At 38.0% G+C, this 17,575-nt stretch carries 15 protein-coding genes, 1 tRNA gene and 2 pseudogenes; 9 read left to right on the top strand and 9 right to left on the bottom strand.

Annotated elements, in window-relative coordinates; translation table 11 throughout:
• Window positions 1-2 precede the first annotated feature (2 nt).
• Window positions 3-1,226: a phosphoglycerate dehydrogenase gene (gene serA / locus EHR01_RS05035; protein WP_135693604.1), complete on the bottom strand. Its 1,224-nt coding sequence runs from the start codon at window positions 1,224-1,226 to the stop codon at window positions 3-5.
• Window positions 1,227-1,283: 57 nt separating this feature from the next.
• Here serA and EHR01_RS05030 point away from each other — a divergent pair, with 57 nt between their 5' ends.
• The gene (locus tag EHR01_RS05030; RefSeq protein ID WP_135693603.1) at window positions 1,284-1,832 is read left to right on the top strand and encodes a hypothetical protein; all 549 of its coding nucleotides are present in this window, start codon (window positions 1,284-1,286) and stop codon (window positions 1,830-1,832) included.
• Between the two features lie 129 nt (window positions 1,833-1,961).
• On the opposite strand, the gene lysS is transcribed toward EHR01_RS05030, so the two are convergent.
• Entirely contained in the window at window positions 1,962-3,446 is a 1,485-nt protein-coding gene (gene lysS, locus EHR01_RS05025) for a lysine--tRNA ligase (protein WP_208721742.1), read from the bottom strand.
• 9 nt (window positions 3,447-3,455) lie between these two features.
• Entirely contained in the window at window positions 3,456-4,094 is a 639-nt protein-coding gene (locus tag EHR01_RS05020; protein ID WP_135693601.1) for a hypothetical protein, read from the bottom strand.
• Between the two features lie 106 nt (window positions 4,095-4,200).
• On the opposite strand from EHR01_RS05020, the gene EHR01_RS05015 reads away from it, so the two are divergent.
• From EHR01_RS05015 to EHR01_RS05005, 3 genes and pseudogenes are all read left to right on the top strand, one after another.
• Window positions 4,201-4,282, top strand: a tRNA-Leu gene (locus EHR01_RS05015).
• Between the two features lie 203 nt (window positions 4,283-4,485).
• Window positions 4,486-4,700 (top strand): annotated as a pseudogene (locus tag EHR01_RS05010) (hypothetical protein).
• A pseudogene (locus tag EHR01_RS05005) lies at window positions 4,697-4,927 on the top strand (PIN domain-containing protein); the annotation flags it as partial. The pseudogenes EHR01_RS05010 and EHR01_RS05005, both read left to right, overlap by 4 nt.
• A gap of 880 nt (window positions 4,928-5,807) precedes the next feature.
• On the opposite strand, the gene EHR01_RS05000 reads toward EHR01_RS05005, so the two are convergent.
• Together EHR01_RS05000 and EHR01_RS04995 are read right to left on the bottom strand one after the other, a co-directional pair.
• Window positions 5,808-6,506: a HEAT repeat domain-containing protein gene (locus tag EHR01_RS05000; RefSeq protein WP_135693599.1), complete on the bottom strand. Its 699-nt coding sequence runs from the start codon at window positions 6,504-6,506 to the stop codon at window positions 5,808-5,810.
• Window positions 6,507-6,673: 167 nt separating this feature from the next.
• On the bottom strand, window positions 6,674-7,558 hold the full coding sequence (locus EHR01_RS04995) for an alpha/beta hydrolase (protein ID WP_135693598.1): 885 nt from the start codon (window positions 7,556-7,558) through the stop codon (window positions 6,674-6,676).
• Window positions 7,559-7,628: 70 nt separating this feature from the next.
• Between EHR01_RS04995 and EHR01_RS04990 the strand changes: the two genes are divergently transcribed.
• Window positions 7,629-8,060, top strand: a complete 432-nt coding sequence (locus tag EHR01_RS04990; protein WP_135693597.1) for a DUF1499 domain-containing protein — start codon at window positions 7,629-7,631, stop codon at window positions 8,058-8,060.
• 15 nt (window positions 8,061-8,075) lie between these two features.
• Here EHR01_RS04990 and EHR01_RS04985 read toward each other — a convergent pair whose 3' ends face one another.
• The gene (locus EHR01_RS04985) at window positions 8,076-8,297 is read right to left on the bottom strand and encodes a hypothetical protein (RefSeq protein WP_004788665.1); all 222 of its coding nucleotides are present in this window, start codon (window positions 8,295-8,297) and stop codon (window positions 8,076-8,078) included.
• 80 nt (window positions 8,298-8,377) lie between these two features.
• On the opposite strand from EHR01_RS04985, the gene EHR01_RS04980 reads away from it, so the two are divergent.
• Window positions 8,378-8,956, top strand: coding sequence for a methyltransferase domain-containing protein (locus EHR01_RS04980; protein ID WP_341866991.1), 579 nt, complete (start codon window positions 8,378-8,380; stop codon window positions 8,954-8,956).
• 34 nt (window positions 8,957-8,990) lie between these two features.
• Here the strand turns inward: EHR01_RS04980 and EHR01_RS04975 are convergent, their stop codons facing one another.
• The gene (locus tag EHR01_RS04975) at window positions 8,991-10,430 is read right to left on the bottom strand and encodes an APC family permease (protein WP_135693595.1); all 1,440 of its coding nucleotides are present in this window, start codon (window positions 10,428-10,430) and stop codon (window positions 8,991-8,993) included.
• Window positions 10,431-10,569: 139 nt separating this feature from the next.
• Here EHR01_RS04975 and EHR01_RS04970 point away from each other — a divergent pair, with 139 nt between their 5' ends.
• A complete protein-coding gene (locus EHR01_RS04970; protein WP_135693594.1) occupies window positions 10,570-10,824 on the top strand; it encodes a hypothetical protein in 255 nt (84 codons plus the stop codon).
• A 160-nt stretch (window positions 10,825-10,984) separates the two neighbouring features.
• Here EHR01_RS04970 and EHR01_RS04965 read toward each other — a convergent pair whose 3' ends face one another.
• Complete coding sequence (locus EHR01_RS04965) at window positions 10,985-12,655, bottom strand: EAL domain-containing response regulator (RefSeq protein WP_135693593.1); 1,671 nt, start codon at window positions 12,653-12,655, stop codon at window positions 10,985-10,987.
• A gap of 146 nt (window positions 12,656-12,801) precedes the next feature.
• Here EHR01_RS04965 and EHR01_RS04960 point away from each other — a divergent pair, with 146 nt between their 5' ends.
• Both EHR01_RS04960 and pepN read left to right on the top strand, forming a co-directional pair.
• Window positions 12,802-13,071, top strand: coding sequence for an RNA recognition motif domain-containing protein (locus EHR01_RS04960; protein ID WP_004788998.1), 270 nt, complete (start codon window positions 12,802-12,804; stop codon window positions 13,069-13,071).
• A 41-nt stretch (window positions 13,072-13,112) separates the two neighbouring features.
• Window positions 13,113-15,686 (top strand): aminopeptidase N, encoded by a 2,574-nt coding sequence (gene pepN, locus EHR01_RS04955; RefSeq protein ID WP_135693592.1) that lies wholly within the window; start codon window positions 13,113-13,115, stop codon window positions 15,684-15,686.
• Here pepN and EHR01_RS04950 read toward each other — a convergent pair.
• The gene (locus EHR01_RS04950) at window positions 15,683-17,557 is read right to left on the bottom strand and encodes an AMP-dependent synthetase/ligase (protein ID WP_135693591.1); all 1,875 of its coding nucleotides are present in this window, start codon (window positions 17,555-17,557) and stop codon (window positions 15,683-15,685) included. The two genes, pepN and EHR01_RS04950, sit on opposite strands and share 4 nt — an antisense overlap.
• Between the last annotated feature and the right edge of the window lie 18 nt (window positions 17,558-17,575).

The following is a 17,575-nucleotide window of genomic DNA, read 5'->3' as shown; positions in this document are numbered from 1 at the left end:
TTTTAATAGAGGATTCGAGTCCGGATCGAATGTTTATGGGCTTTGATTTTGTCTTTTAGTTCATCACCCAAGTTTTTATCAATTTCCATACTCAAATAACCAATGTTTGCTGAAGTGCTCAAGTTTTGTGTTAAAATATTTCCACCTAAATCGGATATGATGGAGTTGATATCTCTTAAAAAACCTGGTTGGTTTTGGTGGATATTGAGAATTCTATGGTAACCCGATTTCAAACTACCTAATTCAATATTAGGAAAGTTTACAGAAAAAGTAGTAGAACCATTATTCACATATTTTAATAATTTTTCAGCCACTTCTGATCCAATGTTCTTTTGAGCTTCTTCCGTAGAACCACCGACATGCGGTGTAAGAATGACGTTTGGTAAACCTTGTAATGGACTTACGAAAGGATCATCATTCGATTTTGGTTCTTCTGGAAACACATCCACACCTGCACCCGCAAGTTTTCCAGACTTTAAACCTTCAACAAGTGCATCGATCTCTAAAACCTTTCCACGAGAAAGGTTTAACAAATAGGCACCGGGTTTCACTAGGTTCAGGTGTTCTTTTCGAAATAGATTTTTGGTTTCTTCTGTTTCTGGAACATGGAAGGTGATAAAGTCAGATAGTTTGAGAAGTTCTTCGTAACTATGGACAGAGGATGCGTTCCCAAGTGGCAGTTTTGAAATGATATCATAAAAGACTACTTTCATCCCCATGGATTCGGCAAGTACCGATACTTGTGACCCAATATGCCCGTAACCAATGATCCCAAGTGTTTTTCCGCGAACTTCAAAACATCCTTTTGCAATTTTATTCCATTTACCCAAATGGACATCTCGTGATTGGTCAGTTGCTTTTCGTGCGAGCATAATGATCTCTGCGATCACAAGTTCTGCTACAGACCTTGTATTGCTATAAGGTGCATTAAAGACAGGGACTGCTCGTTTTTCTGCTTCTTCTAATTCCACTTGGTTGGTTCCAATACAGAAACATCCAATGGTCATTAATTTTTTAGCATTTTGAAGAGCTTTGATCGTAACATTTGTTTTGCTGCGAATGCCTAAAACATGTACATCTGCAATTCTTTCGATGAGTTCCGCTTCTTCCATCGCATCTTTGACGAGGGTTACGTCAAAACCGTCTCGGTGGAAAAGTTCGTAAGCATCCTTGTGGATGTTTTCCAGGAGTAGGACTTTTATTTTTCCTTTGGGATAAGATACCATAGGAACAGGATTTTTTCCTTTGCTAAACCTTGCACCTCGAAAAAGGTTGAGCTTACCATGGAAAGAATCTTCTCCCTCACCCGAATTTCCTCCATTTTTCTCACTTTTTTGGTTGTTGTTTCCTGCTCGGGAACCAAAGCCTATGTGGTCACACCGGAACCAACCTTAGAGCAACAAACGGCAATTTCCAAAGAGATCTGTTTGCGAAAATTTCTTGGGTTGTTTCCTGGAAAACGCCCTTGTATGTATTTTAAAGCAGAAAGAGACAATGGTACGGGCCTTGTGCAATATTTCCTTCTCTACGAAATTGGAACCTTTGACGTGGACATTCCCATTGGTGTGTCTTTAAAGTTAGGGGATACTTGGTACAATCTCAAACGGACAAATACAGATTATTCTGATACCATTATCATTAGCTCTGCGATCTCATCCGAACTCATTCCTAAAATTGGAGAAAGCCAAAACATCGCGGTTAGTTATACAAATAGAAAAGAAACCCTGAACTTCAGCCTAAGTTCGGGCCAAACTGCAAACTTTCAGTCAAATTTATCTAAACTGATTCGTACCATCGAATCAGAACCAAAACTCAATATTAACAAAAAGTAATCGTTTTGAATTGCTAAATAAAAAAAGCCTCGAGGAAAAAATCCTTTGAGGCTTTTTTTATCCCCCAAGACTTCTCTCAAAGTTTGTGCGAGAGAAAAGTCTAGTAGGAAAGTATTTGGGTCTTAAATCCTATTCCGGTCTCATGAGTGGGAATAGGATGGTATCTCGGATGGAGTGTGAGTCAGTGAATAACATCACAAGCCTATCAATTCCAATCCCAAGACCACCTGTAGGTGGGAGTCCATATTCCAAAGCACGAATATAATCATCGTCCATCATAAAGGCTTCGTCGTCCCCAGCCTCTCTTTGTTTTACCTGTTCTTCAAACCTTTCTCTTTGGTCAAAAGGATCGTTTAACTCAGTAAAGGCGTTACCAATTTCCCGACCTGCCACATAAGGTTCAAATCGTTCTACATATTTTGGATCATCTTCCCCTGATTTTGCGAGAGGTGAGAGTTCCTTTGGAAAATCAGTGATAAAAATTGGTTGGATGAGGTGTGGTTCTACAAGAGAACTAAAAACGTCATCACATACTTTCCAAATAGAAACGGAATCAGAAGAATCCACTCCTTTGGCTTTTGCCTGTGCAATGGCATCATTTAGGTCAGTGATTTTACTAAAATCAATTCCAGAGTATTCTTTAATGATATCAATGTATTTTGCACGTTTCCATGGAGCCGATAAATCAATTTGGTCTTTTCCATAAGCAAACTTTAAACCTTTGCCAATTGACTGTGCTACAGAAACTATCATTCTCTCTGTGAGTGATAACATAGTTTCCATATCACCAAAAGCCATATAGGCTTCCATCATGGTAAATTCTGGATTGTGTTTTGTGGAGATTCCTTCGTTACGAAAGTTGCGGTTGAGTTCAAACACTCGATCCATTCCACCCACAATGAGTCGTTTTAAGTAGAGCTCTGGTGCAATTCGTAAAAATAATTCCATATCGAGTGTGTTGTGGTGGGTGACAAAAGGTCTTGCGGCAGCACCCCCAGCGATAGGTTGCATCATTGGAGTTTCTACTTCCAAAAATCCTTCATTTGTCAAAAATTTACGAATTTCAGAAATGATACGAGAACGCATTTTAAATGTTTCTCTTACATTTTCGTTCACAACCAAATCCACATAACGCATACGATATCTTTGTTCTACGTCAGAGAAAGCGTCATAAACCACTCCGTCTTTTTCTTTGACAACAGGAAGTGGGCGGATACATTTTGCGAGTAGCTGAACGCTTGTTAAGTGAAGAGTGGTCTCTCCTTTTTGTGTTTGGAATAACCAACCTTCGATTCCGATCCAATCTCCTAAATCTAATGACTTAAATAGAGAATAGTTCTCTTCTCCTAAATCATCACGAGTCGCATAAAGTTGGATAAGACCTTCTGCATCTTTTAAGTGAGCAAAACTTGCTTTTCCCATCACACGTTTTGCATGCAAACGTCCGCCAAGTTTGAAGGACTTTTTTTCCGTTTGGTTTGGATCAAATCCGGCAATTAGGGATTTTGAATTGGCATTGGGAAAAAAACGAAGAGGGTAGGGATTGATTCCTTTGGCTTTTAAATCGTTAATTTTTTGAATGCGTTGTTCTATCAGTTCGTTGGAATCTTTGATTTCATCCATTTAAAGGATACCTCTAATATAAGAATACAGATAACGTACAAATTCACCGGTGATTTCTCTGACCCCATCTTCTGTTAAAAACCAATTGGAACCGGAGACCTCTGAAGGAAATCCATAAGCGGTAACCTTGATGGGCAAACTGGCTAAGGTTTTACGATAGGTTCCTAACACTCTTTTGGTTTCATACTCTCGGCAAAGAAGTAAAATGCTCACCAGATTGTCAGAAACGGCTATTTTTAATAGGTTTTTGGATGCCTCGTCTGTGTCACCCATTTTGGATGTTTGGATTAAGAGTGAAGAGAGTAAGTTTTGGCTTAATCCTTGGGTAACAAGTTGTTCCTTAATTTTGGATTCAACTTCCAAAGGGGAAAAAACATGGTTTTGTAACTTATCCTCTCGTATAACAAGAATCAGTTTTTTGAAATCTGCACGGCTGGATAAGGTAACAATTGCTTTTAAATTCTTTTTTGTCGGCCAAGTGTTTGCAATTTCTAAAACAGCAATATCTGATTTTTGGTAAGTTTCAGATGATTTTAGCCAATACGGTGCCGAAAGGAGGAGACCAACCAAAATAAGAAGGGGAGAGAAAAAACCAATAAAGAGGAGTTTGAGTCGAAAGGTTAGATCGGATACTTGCATATGGATGACCCCTACAACCTACCGAAAGACAAGGAGGAGTGACAAGAGAAAATTCATCTCCTTGACGAAAGAACCCGTTTTCCTAACCTGTCCTACATACACACCCGCTCGGATGGTGGAATTGGTAGACACGCTACTTTGAGGTGGTAGTGCCGCAAGGTGTGGGGGTTCGAGTCCCCCTTCGAGCAGTTGGATAAATAATCCTCACAAACATCTATCCCCCGAACATACGAAGAATCCTTAGTTCTAGCACGAACTTTACATTTCCTTATAGAATAGTTTATGAATAGAGCAATGCGACAAAAGTCTGTTATATGCAATGTTCACATAACTGTCATTAAATTAAAAAAATTTTTTGTAAGATACGAATTTTCATCGTATTTTTAATCGTATGAAAGTAACAGCAATACTTCCTGATGAATTAATTACAGAAGTTCAAAAATATACTGAAGGTAAAATATTACCGATTCGCTCCAAAAGGCACTATCCGAATGGGTAAAACTTGCAAAGGTAAAGAAGCTTAATGAAAAATCAAGAAACAAACCGCTTGAATTTTCATCCCAGTTTTCTGCTGAAAAAATTAGTAGAATTAATAGAACAAAATGATTTTAGTTGATACTTCTGTTTGGATTGAATTCTTCCGAGGAAAAGAACCTTACTTTTCAAAATTAGTTAGACTCATTGAGGCTTCGGAGGTCATCGCACATGAAGTTGTCTTCGGAGAAATTTTGCAAGGCTGCAAAAACAAAAGCGAAATTGAGTTTGTTTTAAATTACTGGAGAAGTTTAAATAATATTCTATCTAATGGAGCCCTCATTAAAGCTGGAAATTTACTCACAATAGCAAATAATCGTTTAACGGTAATTCTGTTATACTGTATTTTGTAGTTATGGTGAATCTTGCCGAATTGATACTGATGCATTTCCAGAGAGTAATTTAAGATAAAAAGCGTTTTGAAGTGTTCTGACATCATTCATATATAGTCGATATTGTAACTCTGTCGGAGTAGCTGAAATAGGTGACTCCATCGTTAAACTTGAATTACTCACATTGCAAAGTCTTAAGGCCGAGAATTCTAAACTGGTTGTCGCATCTTTCGTAATTACCAAAAAGTAATCTCTGTTTTGATTTGGCGGAGGCAAATTGTTGGTTGATGAAATATTAAAGATAACCGACCTTGTTGTGGAAAGAGTTAGGGGGTAATTTGTTCCCTTTTCAAGCGTTAGATCAACGGCAGGGCATCTACCTGGGCTAGATAGAAGCATTAGGTATAAGCCAAAACCTACATATTGATCGGTATTGTTGTCGCTTGTATCTAATAGCCTACTCAATCCCGTGCATGAATAATTGAATATAATCAATAAACAAATGACTAAATACTTTTTCATAATGATTTTACTCCTAGGTTAATCATTTTTTCTGATATCATCTTTCTAGGTGCAACCGTCTTAGTTGTTGTCATTTTTTAGAACTCCAATGGCAAGGGAATTTAGTTTAATCTCTTATGGTTACAAGAAAAGGCAAAGGCCACCATTTATGAAACTTAATGTATTGTAATTTATCTTTTTATGAAATTTGAATTATACTAAAGGTTTATGCCTGTTAGACTATTGAATCTAGCGAATGCAGAATTTGTATATAAAAAATTTTGTTTTAATCTATTTTGGATCAAAATAGATATGTAATAGCTGTTCTAAAAAGGAATTAATTCTGTTATACGGAATTTTGTAGTGATTCCACCCAAGTTTTATCCATCACTTTTAATCTGTTTTTCTTTAAGTTCTCTTTTATAATCCATTGGATTTGTTTGTTTTTGTTTTTTGCAATTTTTTCAAAAGATGCTTTGCCTTCTTTTGGAAGAGAAACAATGGCAACACTCCATCCATACCCTAGTGTTTTTCTTAGGGAATTTTGGTTTTCGGAGAGTTTTCCTTCGATCTTAGCAAAGGGCATAGTGATCTGTTTAAGGATTTCTAATAGTTCCAAAATAAATGGTTTTTCCTTTAGGAGTTTGGGTTCACATAGGGCTGCAACAATGGCCCTTCTTTCTAAATCATTTCCGTCTATCCAAACTTTTAAATTTTCCAATATTTCTTTTGTATTGTTTTCTGTAATTTCCTGGATGCCTATCGCTACAGCTTCCCTTATTCTCCAGCTGTTATGAGAGGCATATTTTCTAATGGTCGAGAGTGTTTTCTTTATATGATTTTTATTTTTTATACAAAATCCAACGATTCCACACATAACAACAAATTCTTCTGGAGAATCATGTATATCATCCTGGCAATAGGATAAACATTCCGATATTTCCTTTGCCGAAGCGGTTTTTGAAAAAGAACCAAGTAGCTCCAAATTTCCCCTTGGACCGGGGAGGTGAGAATTCTTTAAAAGATGTTCAACTGTTTGGGACATCGGTTTTATTTTTTAATTCTAATTATTGATTCAAAGTATGGTTTCTGTTTTGGAGCAAATGATGAGTTCTAACTTGGTCAATTCTTAACGTATTTCAAGAATATGGACCCAGGTAGAATGATAATTTTTTCTTCTTTGACTCACCCAAACGAACCGAAACAGAACACCTATTTTAGATACTTCTGAAAAAATCCAACGGCTCTTGTTTCTGCTTCTTTCGGAGAAAAATTCCACAGACGTTCGTGTCTATTGCACTCTGGAGACCAAAGGGATTTAGGCTCTCCTGCCTTTGCAAATAAATCTTTTGCATGATGGTAGTCGACGTAATCATCTTTTGTGCAGTGAAAGATGGCAATGGGTCTTGGGCTAATGGATGCAATATGATCTATCGGTCTTACTGAATCAATGTCCATATCACCACGGAGATTTAATGCGAGTTTGACGACTGGAATGAGTGGATAATAAGGAATTCCAAAATCGCGTTTTGCTGATTCTACAAGAACATCAATGGCACTTCCATACCCACTGCTAAAAATACCAGCTTGGATTTCTGGATGTTCTGCCATTGCGATGATACTGGTCGCAGAACCCATTGAAAATCCGAAAATTCCAATTTTTTGGAAACCCTTCGATTTTAAGAATGTTAGTGCTGCTTCAACGTCTTTTTGTTCATGAAATCCCATGGAAGCAAATCCACCATGATTACGACGCAAACTTAGTAAAAGTAAATTGTAACCTGCTTCATGTAGGCTTTTGGCAAAACGAAGTCCTTCGTTTCTTTGTCCCCCGTGACCATGGACCATGATGATTGAACCTTTATTTTGTTTGGCGGGTATCCAGTAACTAACAAGGTTCAATTTGTCCACTGTTTCGAATTGGACTTCTTCAAATTCCAAACCAAGTTCCATAGGGCCTTGGCAATACACATGATGGTCTAACTTACAATTGACTTTCGGATATAAAACTAAACTAGAAAAATAATAGGAAATGGCAACGAGTAAGATGATTATGAAAATCAATCCCGAAATGGTGTACTTTATGGTTCGTTTCATGAGCACATAAAAAATACGAAAAAACCAAATTCTGCAAGTAAAAAAAAGACAGATTCCATTTTTGGAAAATATGGAATCTGCACTATCTGTTTTCTTTATTTGTTGTATGAGTGTTCTCAGTCCTCTTTCCGGTGTGAGTGATGGGGAACTTCGAGGTTGTCCGCCTTCGCCTAACTGTGTTTCAAGCCAAAGTATGGAATACAATTTTGTTCATAAAGTAGACCCAATTGTTTATACCACAACGCGAAAGGTAGCCTACGAAAGAATGGCGAAGTATTTCCATGAATCTGAAAACATCTGGATTAAAGAAGAGAAGGAAGGGGAATACATTCGAGTGATATTTTTTACAAAGGTATTTCGATTTCCTGACCGTGTTGAGATTTATTTTCCAGAAGGAAAACAAGAAGCCCAAGTTCGCTCTCAATCCATTTTGGGACTTTGGGACATTTTTGCTAACAGAAGAAGAGTCAATCAGTTCCGAGAATTACTCGCAAAAGAATAAAAAAGATAATCTCCCTTACAATTGTTTGATTAAAGATTTTAGATCATTAATGAGGGAAAAGGGAACAGGTTTAATTTCTTCAGCTAGTTTGATTGTGTCTTCAATCGTGCGAGTGAGAACTTGTTTTTCTGCAGCATAAGCAGCTTGTGGTAATTTGGACTTGTTTTTCTTAAAAATTGTTACTTTGTTATCAATGATTTCTATCATTTGGTTCAAATATTGAATCTTTTGGTCCATAAACAAAACTTGTAACACAGCCTAAAGAAATGAGAAACCAATTTTTCGAAAACGAGAGGAAAATCATCGTAGGGGATACAATGACAGATGAAAGTTGGGATGCCTTCCTCCCTTTGCATTTGCAGAAACTTTCCCCGTTCCAATGGACTCCGATTTCTGTGATTGAAAGAACTTGGAAATATCTTTTTTCCGATGGTGTTACATCCGTTGTTGATTTAGGTTCGGGAGTTGGAAAGTTCTGCATTAATCTTTCACTTTTATCTTCCGAATCCATTGAAGTCATCGGATTAGAAGATAGAGAAGAACTCCTTTCCGTTTCTGAAGCCATGAAAAAACTTTGGGGGCTTTCAAGGGTCCAATTCCAAAAGAAAAATTTTTTAACTCATTTTCCTTTTGGGCATTCTCATTATTATTGTTTTAACCCTTTGTATGAAACCATTAAAGGTAGCCATTCGATTGATTTAAAAAAGAATAAATCGGCAAATCAATTTTTAAAAGACTTACGCACTTTCAAACAGAATCTTTTTTTATTGAAACCAAAATCAAAACTCATCACCTTCCATGGGTTCGGTGGTAGTTATTTGCCTGGATTTAGATTGGTTTTGAATGAAGAAATTTCTGGTGGGGAGTTCCAAGTTTGGGAAAAGGATAATACCTAATCCCAAACAGGTAAAACCAACAAACAATTATTTTTTAAGAGGTTTTTCTTTGTAAATGTGGTTTGGTTATAAAGAGATAAAGAATTCCTGAAAATACCACTACTAAGGATGTAAAAATCATTCCATAATTAATGTACCAGGGTTCATCTGGTGTTCTTGGCCAAACCATATTGGCGACCGCTGTGATTCCGTAAAACAGAGCTAAGGCGTTGATGAGAAACCCTAGTTTTCCTAAACGAAACGATCCCGATGGTTTCCATCCTTTGGATCTAGCATACAAAGCCGCAATGACTACCATCTGAAACGCGACGTAGATTCCCGCAGATGCAAAACTAATAATCGTTGTGACTGCATCTTGTAACCAGTGCCCGATACTTGCGATGACAATCGGAATCAGACCCGTAACGATCAAAGCATTCACTGGAACTTTTCCTGATTTGGAAAGATGGTTTAAGTGTTTACTTCCAAAGATCATCCCATCACGGGCAAAGGAAAATAATAGTCTACTGGCAGCTGCTTGTAAGCTGAGTAGACAAGATAAAAAAGAAACCATGACGACAGCAATCACCATTCGGTAGCCAGTTTGTCCCATTGCAGCCATAAGTGTTGTGGTAACCGGGTCGGCGTCTTCTCCAGAGATTGCTTTTTCTACATTGGGAAGAGCAAGGAGAAGTGCTAAACAAACAAAGGTGGCGGCTCCTCCACCGATATAAATGGTCATACGCATTGATTTTGGGATCGCTGAACTTGCGTTTGGTGTTTCTTCCGCAACATCACCACAACCCTCAAATCCATAATAACAAAACATCGCAGCTACCGATGAGGCGAGAAAAGCGGGAAAATAATTCACTCCCTCCCCAAAGGAAAATGTATTCCAGAGAATGGATATTGAATTTACTTTTGCAAAAAGTAAAAGGTAACCACCAACAACAACAGCTCCAATCAGTTCACATAAAAAACCAAAAAACGCAACTTGAGCAAGTAACCTTGTCCCACTTAAATTGAGAATGGTAGAGATTAGGATCATTACAATCGCAATCCAAATAAAGCCAGAATTACCAAACTCTATGCCGATGAGTTGGCTTAAAAAAGGAGCACCACCTACTGCCACAGCTGCGACAGTGGTAAAGAGGGCCCAAGCATAAACCCAAGCTGACATCCAAGCCCAACGTTCTCCCACCAAACGAAGAGACCATGGATAGATCCCACCTGAGATTGGGTATTGGGATACAATTTCACCAAAGACCAAACATACCAAAAATTGACCAAAACCGACAAGTAGGTAGTTCCAAATCATGGGAGGCCCACCTGCTTGGATGGCTAGGGCAAATACGGAATACACTCCCACAACGGGAGAAAGGTAAGTAAAACCGAGAGAAAAGTTTTCCCAAAAACTCATACTGCGTTCAAATTCAGATTTGAGTCCAAGTGCTTCTAGTTGTGCTGAATCCTGATCCAGAGTTTTTTGGTCCATGAAAGATCCTTATAATTGATGATAGTTTTGGTTCCAGGATTGGTTTTAGAACGAGGTCTGTTTTCTACAAACGATTTTGTTTTTCCATTGACGGATCGAAATTTCGAAACTAGAATCCTTGCAGTTACGGAAATCAGATATGAAACAAACACTATTCTTAGCAACCATCCTTTCCCTTTCACTCAGTTGTGCTAGTTCGCAAACAAGCGACGGATCTTCTGAAGAACCAGGCCTTATGGACAAAATCATTGAAAAGGCAAATTCCGAAGAAGGCCAAAAAGCCATTCAAATGGGAAAAGAAAAACTCCAAGACCCTGCCACTCAAGAAAAGCTGAAAGGTTTGCTCTCTAAGGAAAAAAAGAAAAAAGAAATCCCAGGAGTTCCTGCACAATAGTAGTATTTTCAACTCAAAAGGACAAACCTCACATTCGATTCCAAAGAATCGTGAGGGTTGTTTTCTCTAAAAAACCTACTAAAATCCACACTTTCTCCTGACCGAAAAACAATTTCTTTTAGGATCCAATTGTAACCTTGCAAATAATCAATCGGTTGTCTTACAGTTGTAAGTTGGCTTCTGTTGGGATGGTAGGTGAAGGTTTCATAAATAAATACCCTTGGGAATATTCAATTCCTAAGGTTTCAATCATATCTTGGATGGCGGGTCGATCCACAAACTCGGCCACTACTTTTGCTCCAATTCCTCTCGCCAGTTCCACGATCCCTTGTACAAGCAAATAAGCAGTTTTATTTTCTGGTAAATTCCGGATGAACTGGCCATCAATTTTTAAATAATCAGGATCAAATTCTAATAAACGCGCCAAGTTTGAATATTGGACTCCGAAATCGTCGATGGCAATCTGGCAACCAATGGTTTTTAAATCGCGGATGGTAAAGAGGCTATTTCTATTTTCTGAAAAACTGACATCTTCCAAAATTTCAAAAGTCACTCGATTGGGATCAATTTGGTAATGGGATAGTCTTGCTTCTACCCATTTGCTAAAACTTTTATATTCTAATTCAGATTCAGTGAGGTTGATGGAAAAATCAAAGGGTTTGTCAGAAAAGTAATTCATTGATTCATCAATCATTTGTAAACCAATCATACGAATGCTTCCTGTCACTTTTGCTAACTTCATAAATACATCGGGAGTGAGAATGGCATCCCTGTCTTTGATCCGAGCCAAACACTCAAATTTTCGTATTTGTTTTGTTTGGTTATCAACAATCCCTTGGAAGTAGGGGATAATTTGTTTGTTTGTGATCGCCGATTGGATTTTTTGACTGCGTTGGAAGTTTTGTAAATGATGGTCTGTGGAAAGATCTTCTGTATAAGAAACAAAATCAGAAGATATTTCTGTTTCTGCACGAAACAATGCTAATTTTGCTTTGTAATAACAATCTTCTTGTCCAGAAGCAGAAGAAAAACGACAATCTAAGTGGAACCCAACGCCATCTAAAATCAAATCGTCTGATTTTAATAAAAGACGAAAACTTCTGATTTTTTCTACCAATGATTGTTCGGATAAATTAGAAAGGACTGCAATTTCATCTGAATAGATATGAAACACCTTTTCTTCATTTTGTAAGTGAACCGAAAGCAATTGTAATAATTTTCTAAATAATTTTCTATAAACTTCAATCCCAAAGGTTTTGATGATGGTCGGAAAACTGACAATTTTCATCAGTATCATCGAATGTTCGTTTGATTGTGGCCTTTCTGATTTTAATTGTTGGACTAAAGATTCAAAATTAGGGTATTTCGAATCTCGATGAAAGTAGAGGGTATCAGCAAGTTCTTTGTTTTTTTCTTCTAAGGTTTTTTCTTGGAAATAAGCATCAATTGCCTGTTTGATGGTGAGTTCTAAGTCATGGGCATCCCAAGGTTTGGAAAGGTATCGATAGAGACAGCCGTGGTTGAGTGCATTTCCTATGGCTTGGGCAGGGGCTTGGCCTGTGAGCATAATTTTTTTGGTTCGGGGATGAGTTTCCTGCATCTCAATGAGAAATTCGTCTCCTTTTTGGCCAGGCATCACGTGGTCGCAAATGACAACGGCTAGGTCTGCGGAACTTCCCTCAATTTCTTTCATAATTTCCTTTGCTGTTTCTGCACTTTCCGCAGTTTCAATGGTGAAATTAGATCCAAAGACTTTTTTTAATTGTTCCTTTAGATTCCAAAGGATGAAGAATTCATCATCGATGCATAAGATATAGGGTTTTTCGTTCAAAGGGTACCTGGAGAAGAGTCTTAAATAATTGCGATCTTTCAGAATATGCAAGAAATATTTGATGTTGACATTTTCTTTCGATTGTATCTAATCATCCCGGTTCCCAAGTCGCTTGGGTGCGTGCAATTGGTTTTACGAGGACAGGAATGATTTCTAAGAAAATATATGTGGGAAATTTAAAATTTACCCTTAAGGAAGAAAATATACGCCAGATATTCTCCGTTTACGGAGTGATTCAAGATCTGAAAATGATTCATGACAGAGAAACTGGAAATTTTAGAGGGTTTGCTTTTATTACTTATGCCAATCCAGAAGAAGCAGAAGAAGCCGTCACCCAAATGAACGGTCAGCCTGTCGATGGAAGGAACCTGAAAGTGACTTTTGCCGAGGATAAAAGAAAAGAAAAACAGAACTAAAATTCACTTTTCCGGGATTGCCCATCCCATAAAGAAGGAGGATGACTCCATCCTCCTCTCTCGTCCATAAATTAGAAGATTACAAACCAAACCCTTGGTTCACTCCTGAAGTGGATCTTCGATTTGACCTGGATCTGCACCTGACAGTTGTCAGAGCCGATTACCAAGTGGTCCTTGCTACTGATACAATTCAGCCGCTATTTTTAAACGGTGAATCTTTAGAATTTTTATCACTCCGGATTGATGGAGCCATTGTTGACCCGGGTGATTACCAGGTTTCATCTTCTGGAATTTTAATCCCTCATCCTCCGAAACCTTCCTTTCGACTAACAATAGAAAACCGAATCTTTCCTGCAGGGAACACATCCTTGGAAGGACTATACAAATCGGGTTCTATGTTGTGCACACAAAATGAACCAGAAGGTTTTCGAAAAATCGTATATTCCATTGATCGACCAGACAATATGATGCGCTTTCGTGTTACCATTTCTGGAGAAGTTTCACTTTTTCCAGTGATGTTATCGAATGGGAATTTGTTAGACGAAAGGGTCATTGGAGGAAAACGAGAAGTCCTCTGGGAAGATCCTTTTCCAAAACCATCTTATTTATTTGCCCTCGTTGCCGGAGAACTAGTGGAAACCGAAGATTTTTTTACCACGAGGTCTGGAAGAAAAATCACCCTAAAGATCTTTGTCGAAAAAGGAAATGAAGAGAAGGTTAGTTTTGCTTTTGATTCATTAAAAAAAGCAATGCGATGGGATGAGGACACCTTTGGACTCGAATATGATTTGGATTTGTTTATGATTGTCGCTGTGGAAGATTTTAATATGGGCGCCATGGAAAACAAAGGCCTCAATTTATTTAACGCCAAACTTGTGCTTGCTGACAAAAAGTCGGCAACAGATGAAAGTTTTGAAGCCATTCTTGCAGTGATTGCCCATGAATACTTTCATAACTGGACTGGAAACCGTGTCACTCTAAGGAATTGGTTTAATTTAACTTTAAAGGAAGGACTAACAGTTTTCCGAGACCAGTGGTTTACGGAAGATATGACAGACCCTGCAGTCAAACGAATCAAAGATGTTTTGTTTTTAAAGGAATTTCAGTTTCCGGAAGACCAAGGGCCTATGTCACATCCTATCCTTCCTAAATCTTATAAAGAAATGAATAATTTTTATACGGTTACTGTCTATGAAAAAGGAGCGGAAGTCATTCGGTTGGTTTCGGAACTAATAGGAAGAGAAAAATTCAAAAAAGGCTTACAACTTTATCTGTCAAAATATGACGGACAAGGTGTCACCTTTGAAGAGTTTGTTTCCTCTATGGAAGAAGTGGCAGGTGGTCCAATTCCTTATCTGCGAAATTGGTACCATCGTAGTGGAACTCCTTTACTTTCTGTCAAAGAACATTATGCAAAGGATTCAAACGAATGGATTTTAGACATCACCGATACAGGTGCCGGCGAATATCCGTTAGTTTTTTCTAATTCTCTTGCAGTTTTTGATCGAAAAGGAACCATCCTAAAAGAGGAAAAGCGGTTGATGAGTGGAGCTCGTGATCAAATTCGATTTTCTGCCTTGGACTCAAATGGAACAAAGCCTGTTATTTCTTTATTTCGGTCTTTATCTAGTCCCATTCGTTTGGATTACAACCAATCTGAGGAAGAAAAACAAATTTTGGCAAAGGTGGAAACAGATGGGGTGTCACGTTTTTTTGCGTTTCAAAGTTTGATTTTTGATTGGTTTCGTAAGTCTTTAGAATCTGGTTTGGAGGAAAACTTTTCTATCATCTTGGAAACCATTGCTGATTCTTTTGGAAGGAATTGGGACAAAACATATCATAGTTTTTACCTGTCCTTTCCTGGCCTAACACAGATTAGTGAAAACATTGGTTGTTACGAATTTCAAAAAATCCAAAAATTAAGAATTTTTGCCATTCAAAGCATCGCAACCACCTTCACCAATTGGTTCCAAACTATTTTTGAAGAAAACCGAAAAACCATTCCTGTACAAACAAAGGAAGAGATCGGAAAAAGAAGATTAAAGAATATCTGTTTGTATTATCTTCTTTACGATCCATCTAAGAAGTTTGAACGTCTGGCAGTTGCAGAACAAAGAGAAGCAAAACATATGAGCGAAGAAGTTTCTGCGATGCGTTTTCTTTTAGAAGTAGATTCGAAAGAAAAGGAAAAATCCGTAAATTTATTTTTTGAAAAATGGAAACATGATAATTTGGTTTTGGATGTTTGGTTTGCCGCACAGGTTGGAACGGGCGAAAATCGTTTGGAAATAACAAAACTGTTAGAAAACCATCCACAGTTTAACATTCGCAATCCGAATAAGGTTCGTTCTTTGTATTTTAGTTTAGCAAGAAATCCTTTGACTTTTCATAAAGAAGATGGGAGTGGGTATTCATTTTTAGCAGATCGAATTAAAACTTTAAATGAAATCAATCCTCAGATGGCAGCAGCTCTAACCAAATTGTATTCCCCTGTTTCTAAACAAAAAGGGGAACTTCCAAAAATTGCCAAAAGGGAATTAGAAGTCCTAGCTTCTCTCCCCAATCTTTCAAAGGAATTGGGGGAGATTGTTGGAACTATACTTACATCTCTTTAAACGTACATAGATTTGATCAGGTCTTTGTATTTATCATGGATGACGTTCCTCTTCATTTTGAATAGGTTCGTCAATTCATCGCCCACTTCCATGGCCTTGGGCAAAAAGCGAAAGTCTGTCAGTTTTTCAAAAGATTTGAATCCATTTTCTGAGGAGATCTGTTTTTTGACGATGTTTTGGTAATAAAGTCGAATCTCTTTATTTTGGTTTAAGTTTTCACCTTCTTTCGGGTTGAGGCCTGCTTCTTTCATTCGATCTTTGTCGGGCCAAATCAATGCCGTGAGCGATTTTTGGTCCTGACCAACCACAATCACTTGGTTGATAAGAGCATTTTCTAATAATAAATTTTCGATGGGAACTGGCTCCACATTTTCGCCACCTAACAGAACGATTGTGTCTTTTACGCGGCCTCTGACAGACAAGGTATCATTAAAGGAAATAAAACCCAAATCTCCTGTATTCATCCACCCGTCATGGATGGCCTTGGATGTGGCTTCCTCGTTTTTATAATATCCTTTCATTACTTGTGGGCCTTTGATATGTATGATTCCCATTTTTCCTTTGGGAACTGTCTCTCCTTGGTCATTCACCACTTTGACTGCGGTTCCATCTGGCCATTTTCCAACAGAACCTTGGACAACATTTCCAACAGACCGAACTGAAATGATGGGAGCACATTCTGTCATTCCGTAACCTTCGTATACAGGAATTCCGATGACATTAAAAAATTCATCCACATGAGAGGGTAGTGCTCCTCCACCAGAAATTGTTCCTGTTAGGTGGCCACCTAAAACATCTCTGATTTTAGAGAACACCAGACCATCTAGTACTTTTGAAAGTAAAAATAGATTTAAAACATAACCAAGAGAAACTGCTGTATTTTTTGCTCTTTCAAATGGAGATTCTTCCTTTGTTAAAAGTTTGTTCCCGGCAAGGTAGTCTTGTCCATCTTTGAACTTTTTACATATATCATAAGCAAAATCAAAAAGTTTACGTTTGTTTTCTGGTGCTTTTTCTAACTTTTGTTTGATGCCCTGATATAAATTTTCCCATAACCTTGGAGCAGATGCCATAAAACTTGGTTTGATCTTTTGGAAATCATCACGTAAATCACGGATATTCGTATAAGCAATGGATGCCCCTTCTGCAATGATTGCATAGTCGATGGCCCTTTCAAAGATATGCCAAACGGGAAGAATGGAAAGTGTTCTATCTGTACTTTTGAGTCCCACTCTTGGCGGAACTTTAACCACATTGTACACCATATTCTGGTGGGTGAGCATGACCCCTTTGGGCATTCCTGTTGTGCCAGAAGTATAGATGATGGTAAAAAGATCATCTGGTTTGACTTGTTTTGAGCGAAGTTCCAAAGAAGGCAAATTTTTCCGTAGGGCTTCGCCATCACGAATTAGTGTTTGTATAGAAACTGCAAGTGTATCCTTGGAATCAAATCCAGGATCTAAAATGATGACTTTTTCTACTTTTGTATTGGAAAGAATTGGTTTTAAAGAATCATACAATTTCTCATGTTCCACATAACAATACTTACTTTCCGAATGGCTAAGGATGTATTCAATTTCTTGTGGGGTGGAATCAGAACCTCTTGGAACGTTGATGGCACCGTTTAACAGAGTTGCGATGTCGGCAATCGCCCATTCCGTTCGGTTGTCTGCCATCAGTCCAATACGATCACCCGGTTGGATGCCCATCTGTAAAAGGGAGAGGGCAAGATTTTCTGCATTATGAAAGATATCTGTGAACGTACGACCGATAAAGTTTTTTCCCGCATCCTTTCCAAAGAACATTTCTTTGGAGCCATAGGCTCTATTGGCATAATAAAAAACATCATTCAGCGTCGTAAAATTTTTCATTGATCGTATCAGTCTCCG

Source organism: Leptospira mtsangambouensis (genome assembly GCF_004770475.1).
Lineage (GTDB): Bacteria > Spirochaetota > Leptospiria > Leptospirales > Leptospiraceae > Leptospira_A > Leptospira_A mtsangambouensis.
This window is presented reverse-complemented; position numbering and strand designations above follow the sequence as displayed.

Excerpts from the sequence above, each read along its gene's own strand:
- EHR01_RS04980 (WP_341866991.1), top strand. The coding sequence starts at position 8,378 with ATGACAGATGAAAGTTGGGATGCCTTCCTCCCTTTGCATTTGCAGAAA.
- EHR01_RS04950 (WP_135693591.1), bottom strand. The coding sequence starts at position 17,557 with ATGAAAAATTTTACGACGCTGAATGATGTTTTTTATTATGCCAATAGA.
- pepN (WP_135693592.1), top strand. The coding sequence starts at position 13,113 with ATGACTCCATCCTCCTCTCTCGTCCATAAATTAGAAGATTACAAACCA.
- serA (WP_135693604.1), bottom strand. The coding sequence starts at position 1,226 with ATGGTATCTTATCCCAAAGGAAAAATAAAAGTCCTACTCCTGGAAAAC.
- EHR01_RS05000 (WP_135693599.1), bottom strand. The coding sequence starts at position 6,506 with ATGTCCCAAACAGTTGAACATCTTTTAAAGAATTCTCACCTCCCCGGT.
- EHR01_RS04970 (WP_135693594.1), top strand. The coding sequence starts at position 10,570 with ATGAAACAAACACTATTCTTAGCAACCATCCTTTCCCTTTCACTCAGT.
- EHR01_RS04960 (WP_004788998.1), top strand. The coding sequence starts at position 12,802 with ATGATTTCTAAGAAAATATATGTGGGAAATTTAAAATTTACCCTTAAG.
- EHR01_RS04995 (WP_135693598.1), bottom strand. The coding sequence starts at position 7,558 with ATGAAACGAACCATAAAGTACACCATTTCGGGATTGATTTTCATAATC.
- EHR01_RS04985 (WP_004788665.1), bottom strand. The coding sequence starts at position 8,297 with ATGGACCAAAAGATTCAATATTTGAACCAAATGATAGAAATCATTGAT.
- EHR01_RS05020 (WP_135693601.1), bottom strand. The coding sequence starts at position 4,094 with ATGCAAGTATCCGATCTAACCTTTCGACTCAAACTCCTCTTTATTGGT.
- EHR01_RS05030 (WP_135693603.1), top strand. The coding sequence starts at position 1,284 with ATGGAAAGAATCTTCTCCCTCACCCGAATTTCCTCCATTTTTCTCACT.
- EHR01_RS04975 (WP_135693595.1), bottom strand. The coding sequence starts at position 10,430 with ATGGACCAAAAAACTCTGGATCAGGATTCAGCACAACTAGAAGCACTT.
- EHR01_RS04990 (WP_135693597.1), top strand. The coding sequence starts at position 7,629 with ATGGAATCTGCACTATCTGTTTTCTTTATTTGTTGTATGAGTGTTCTC.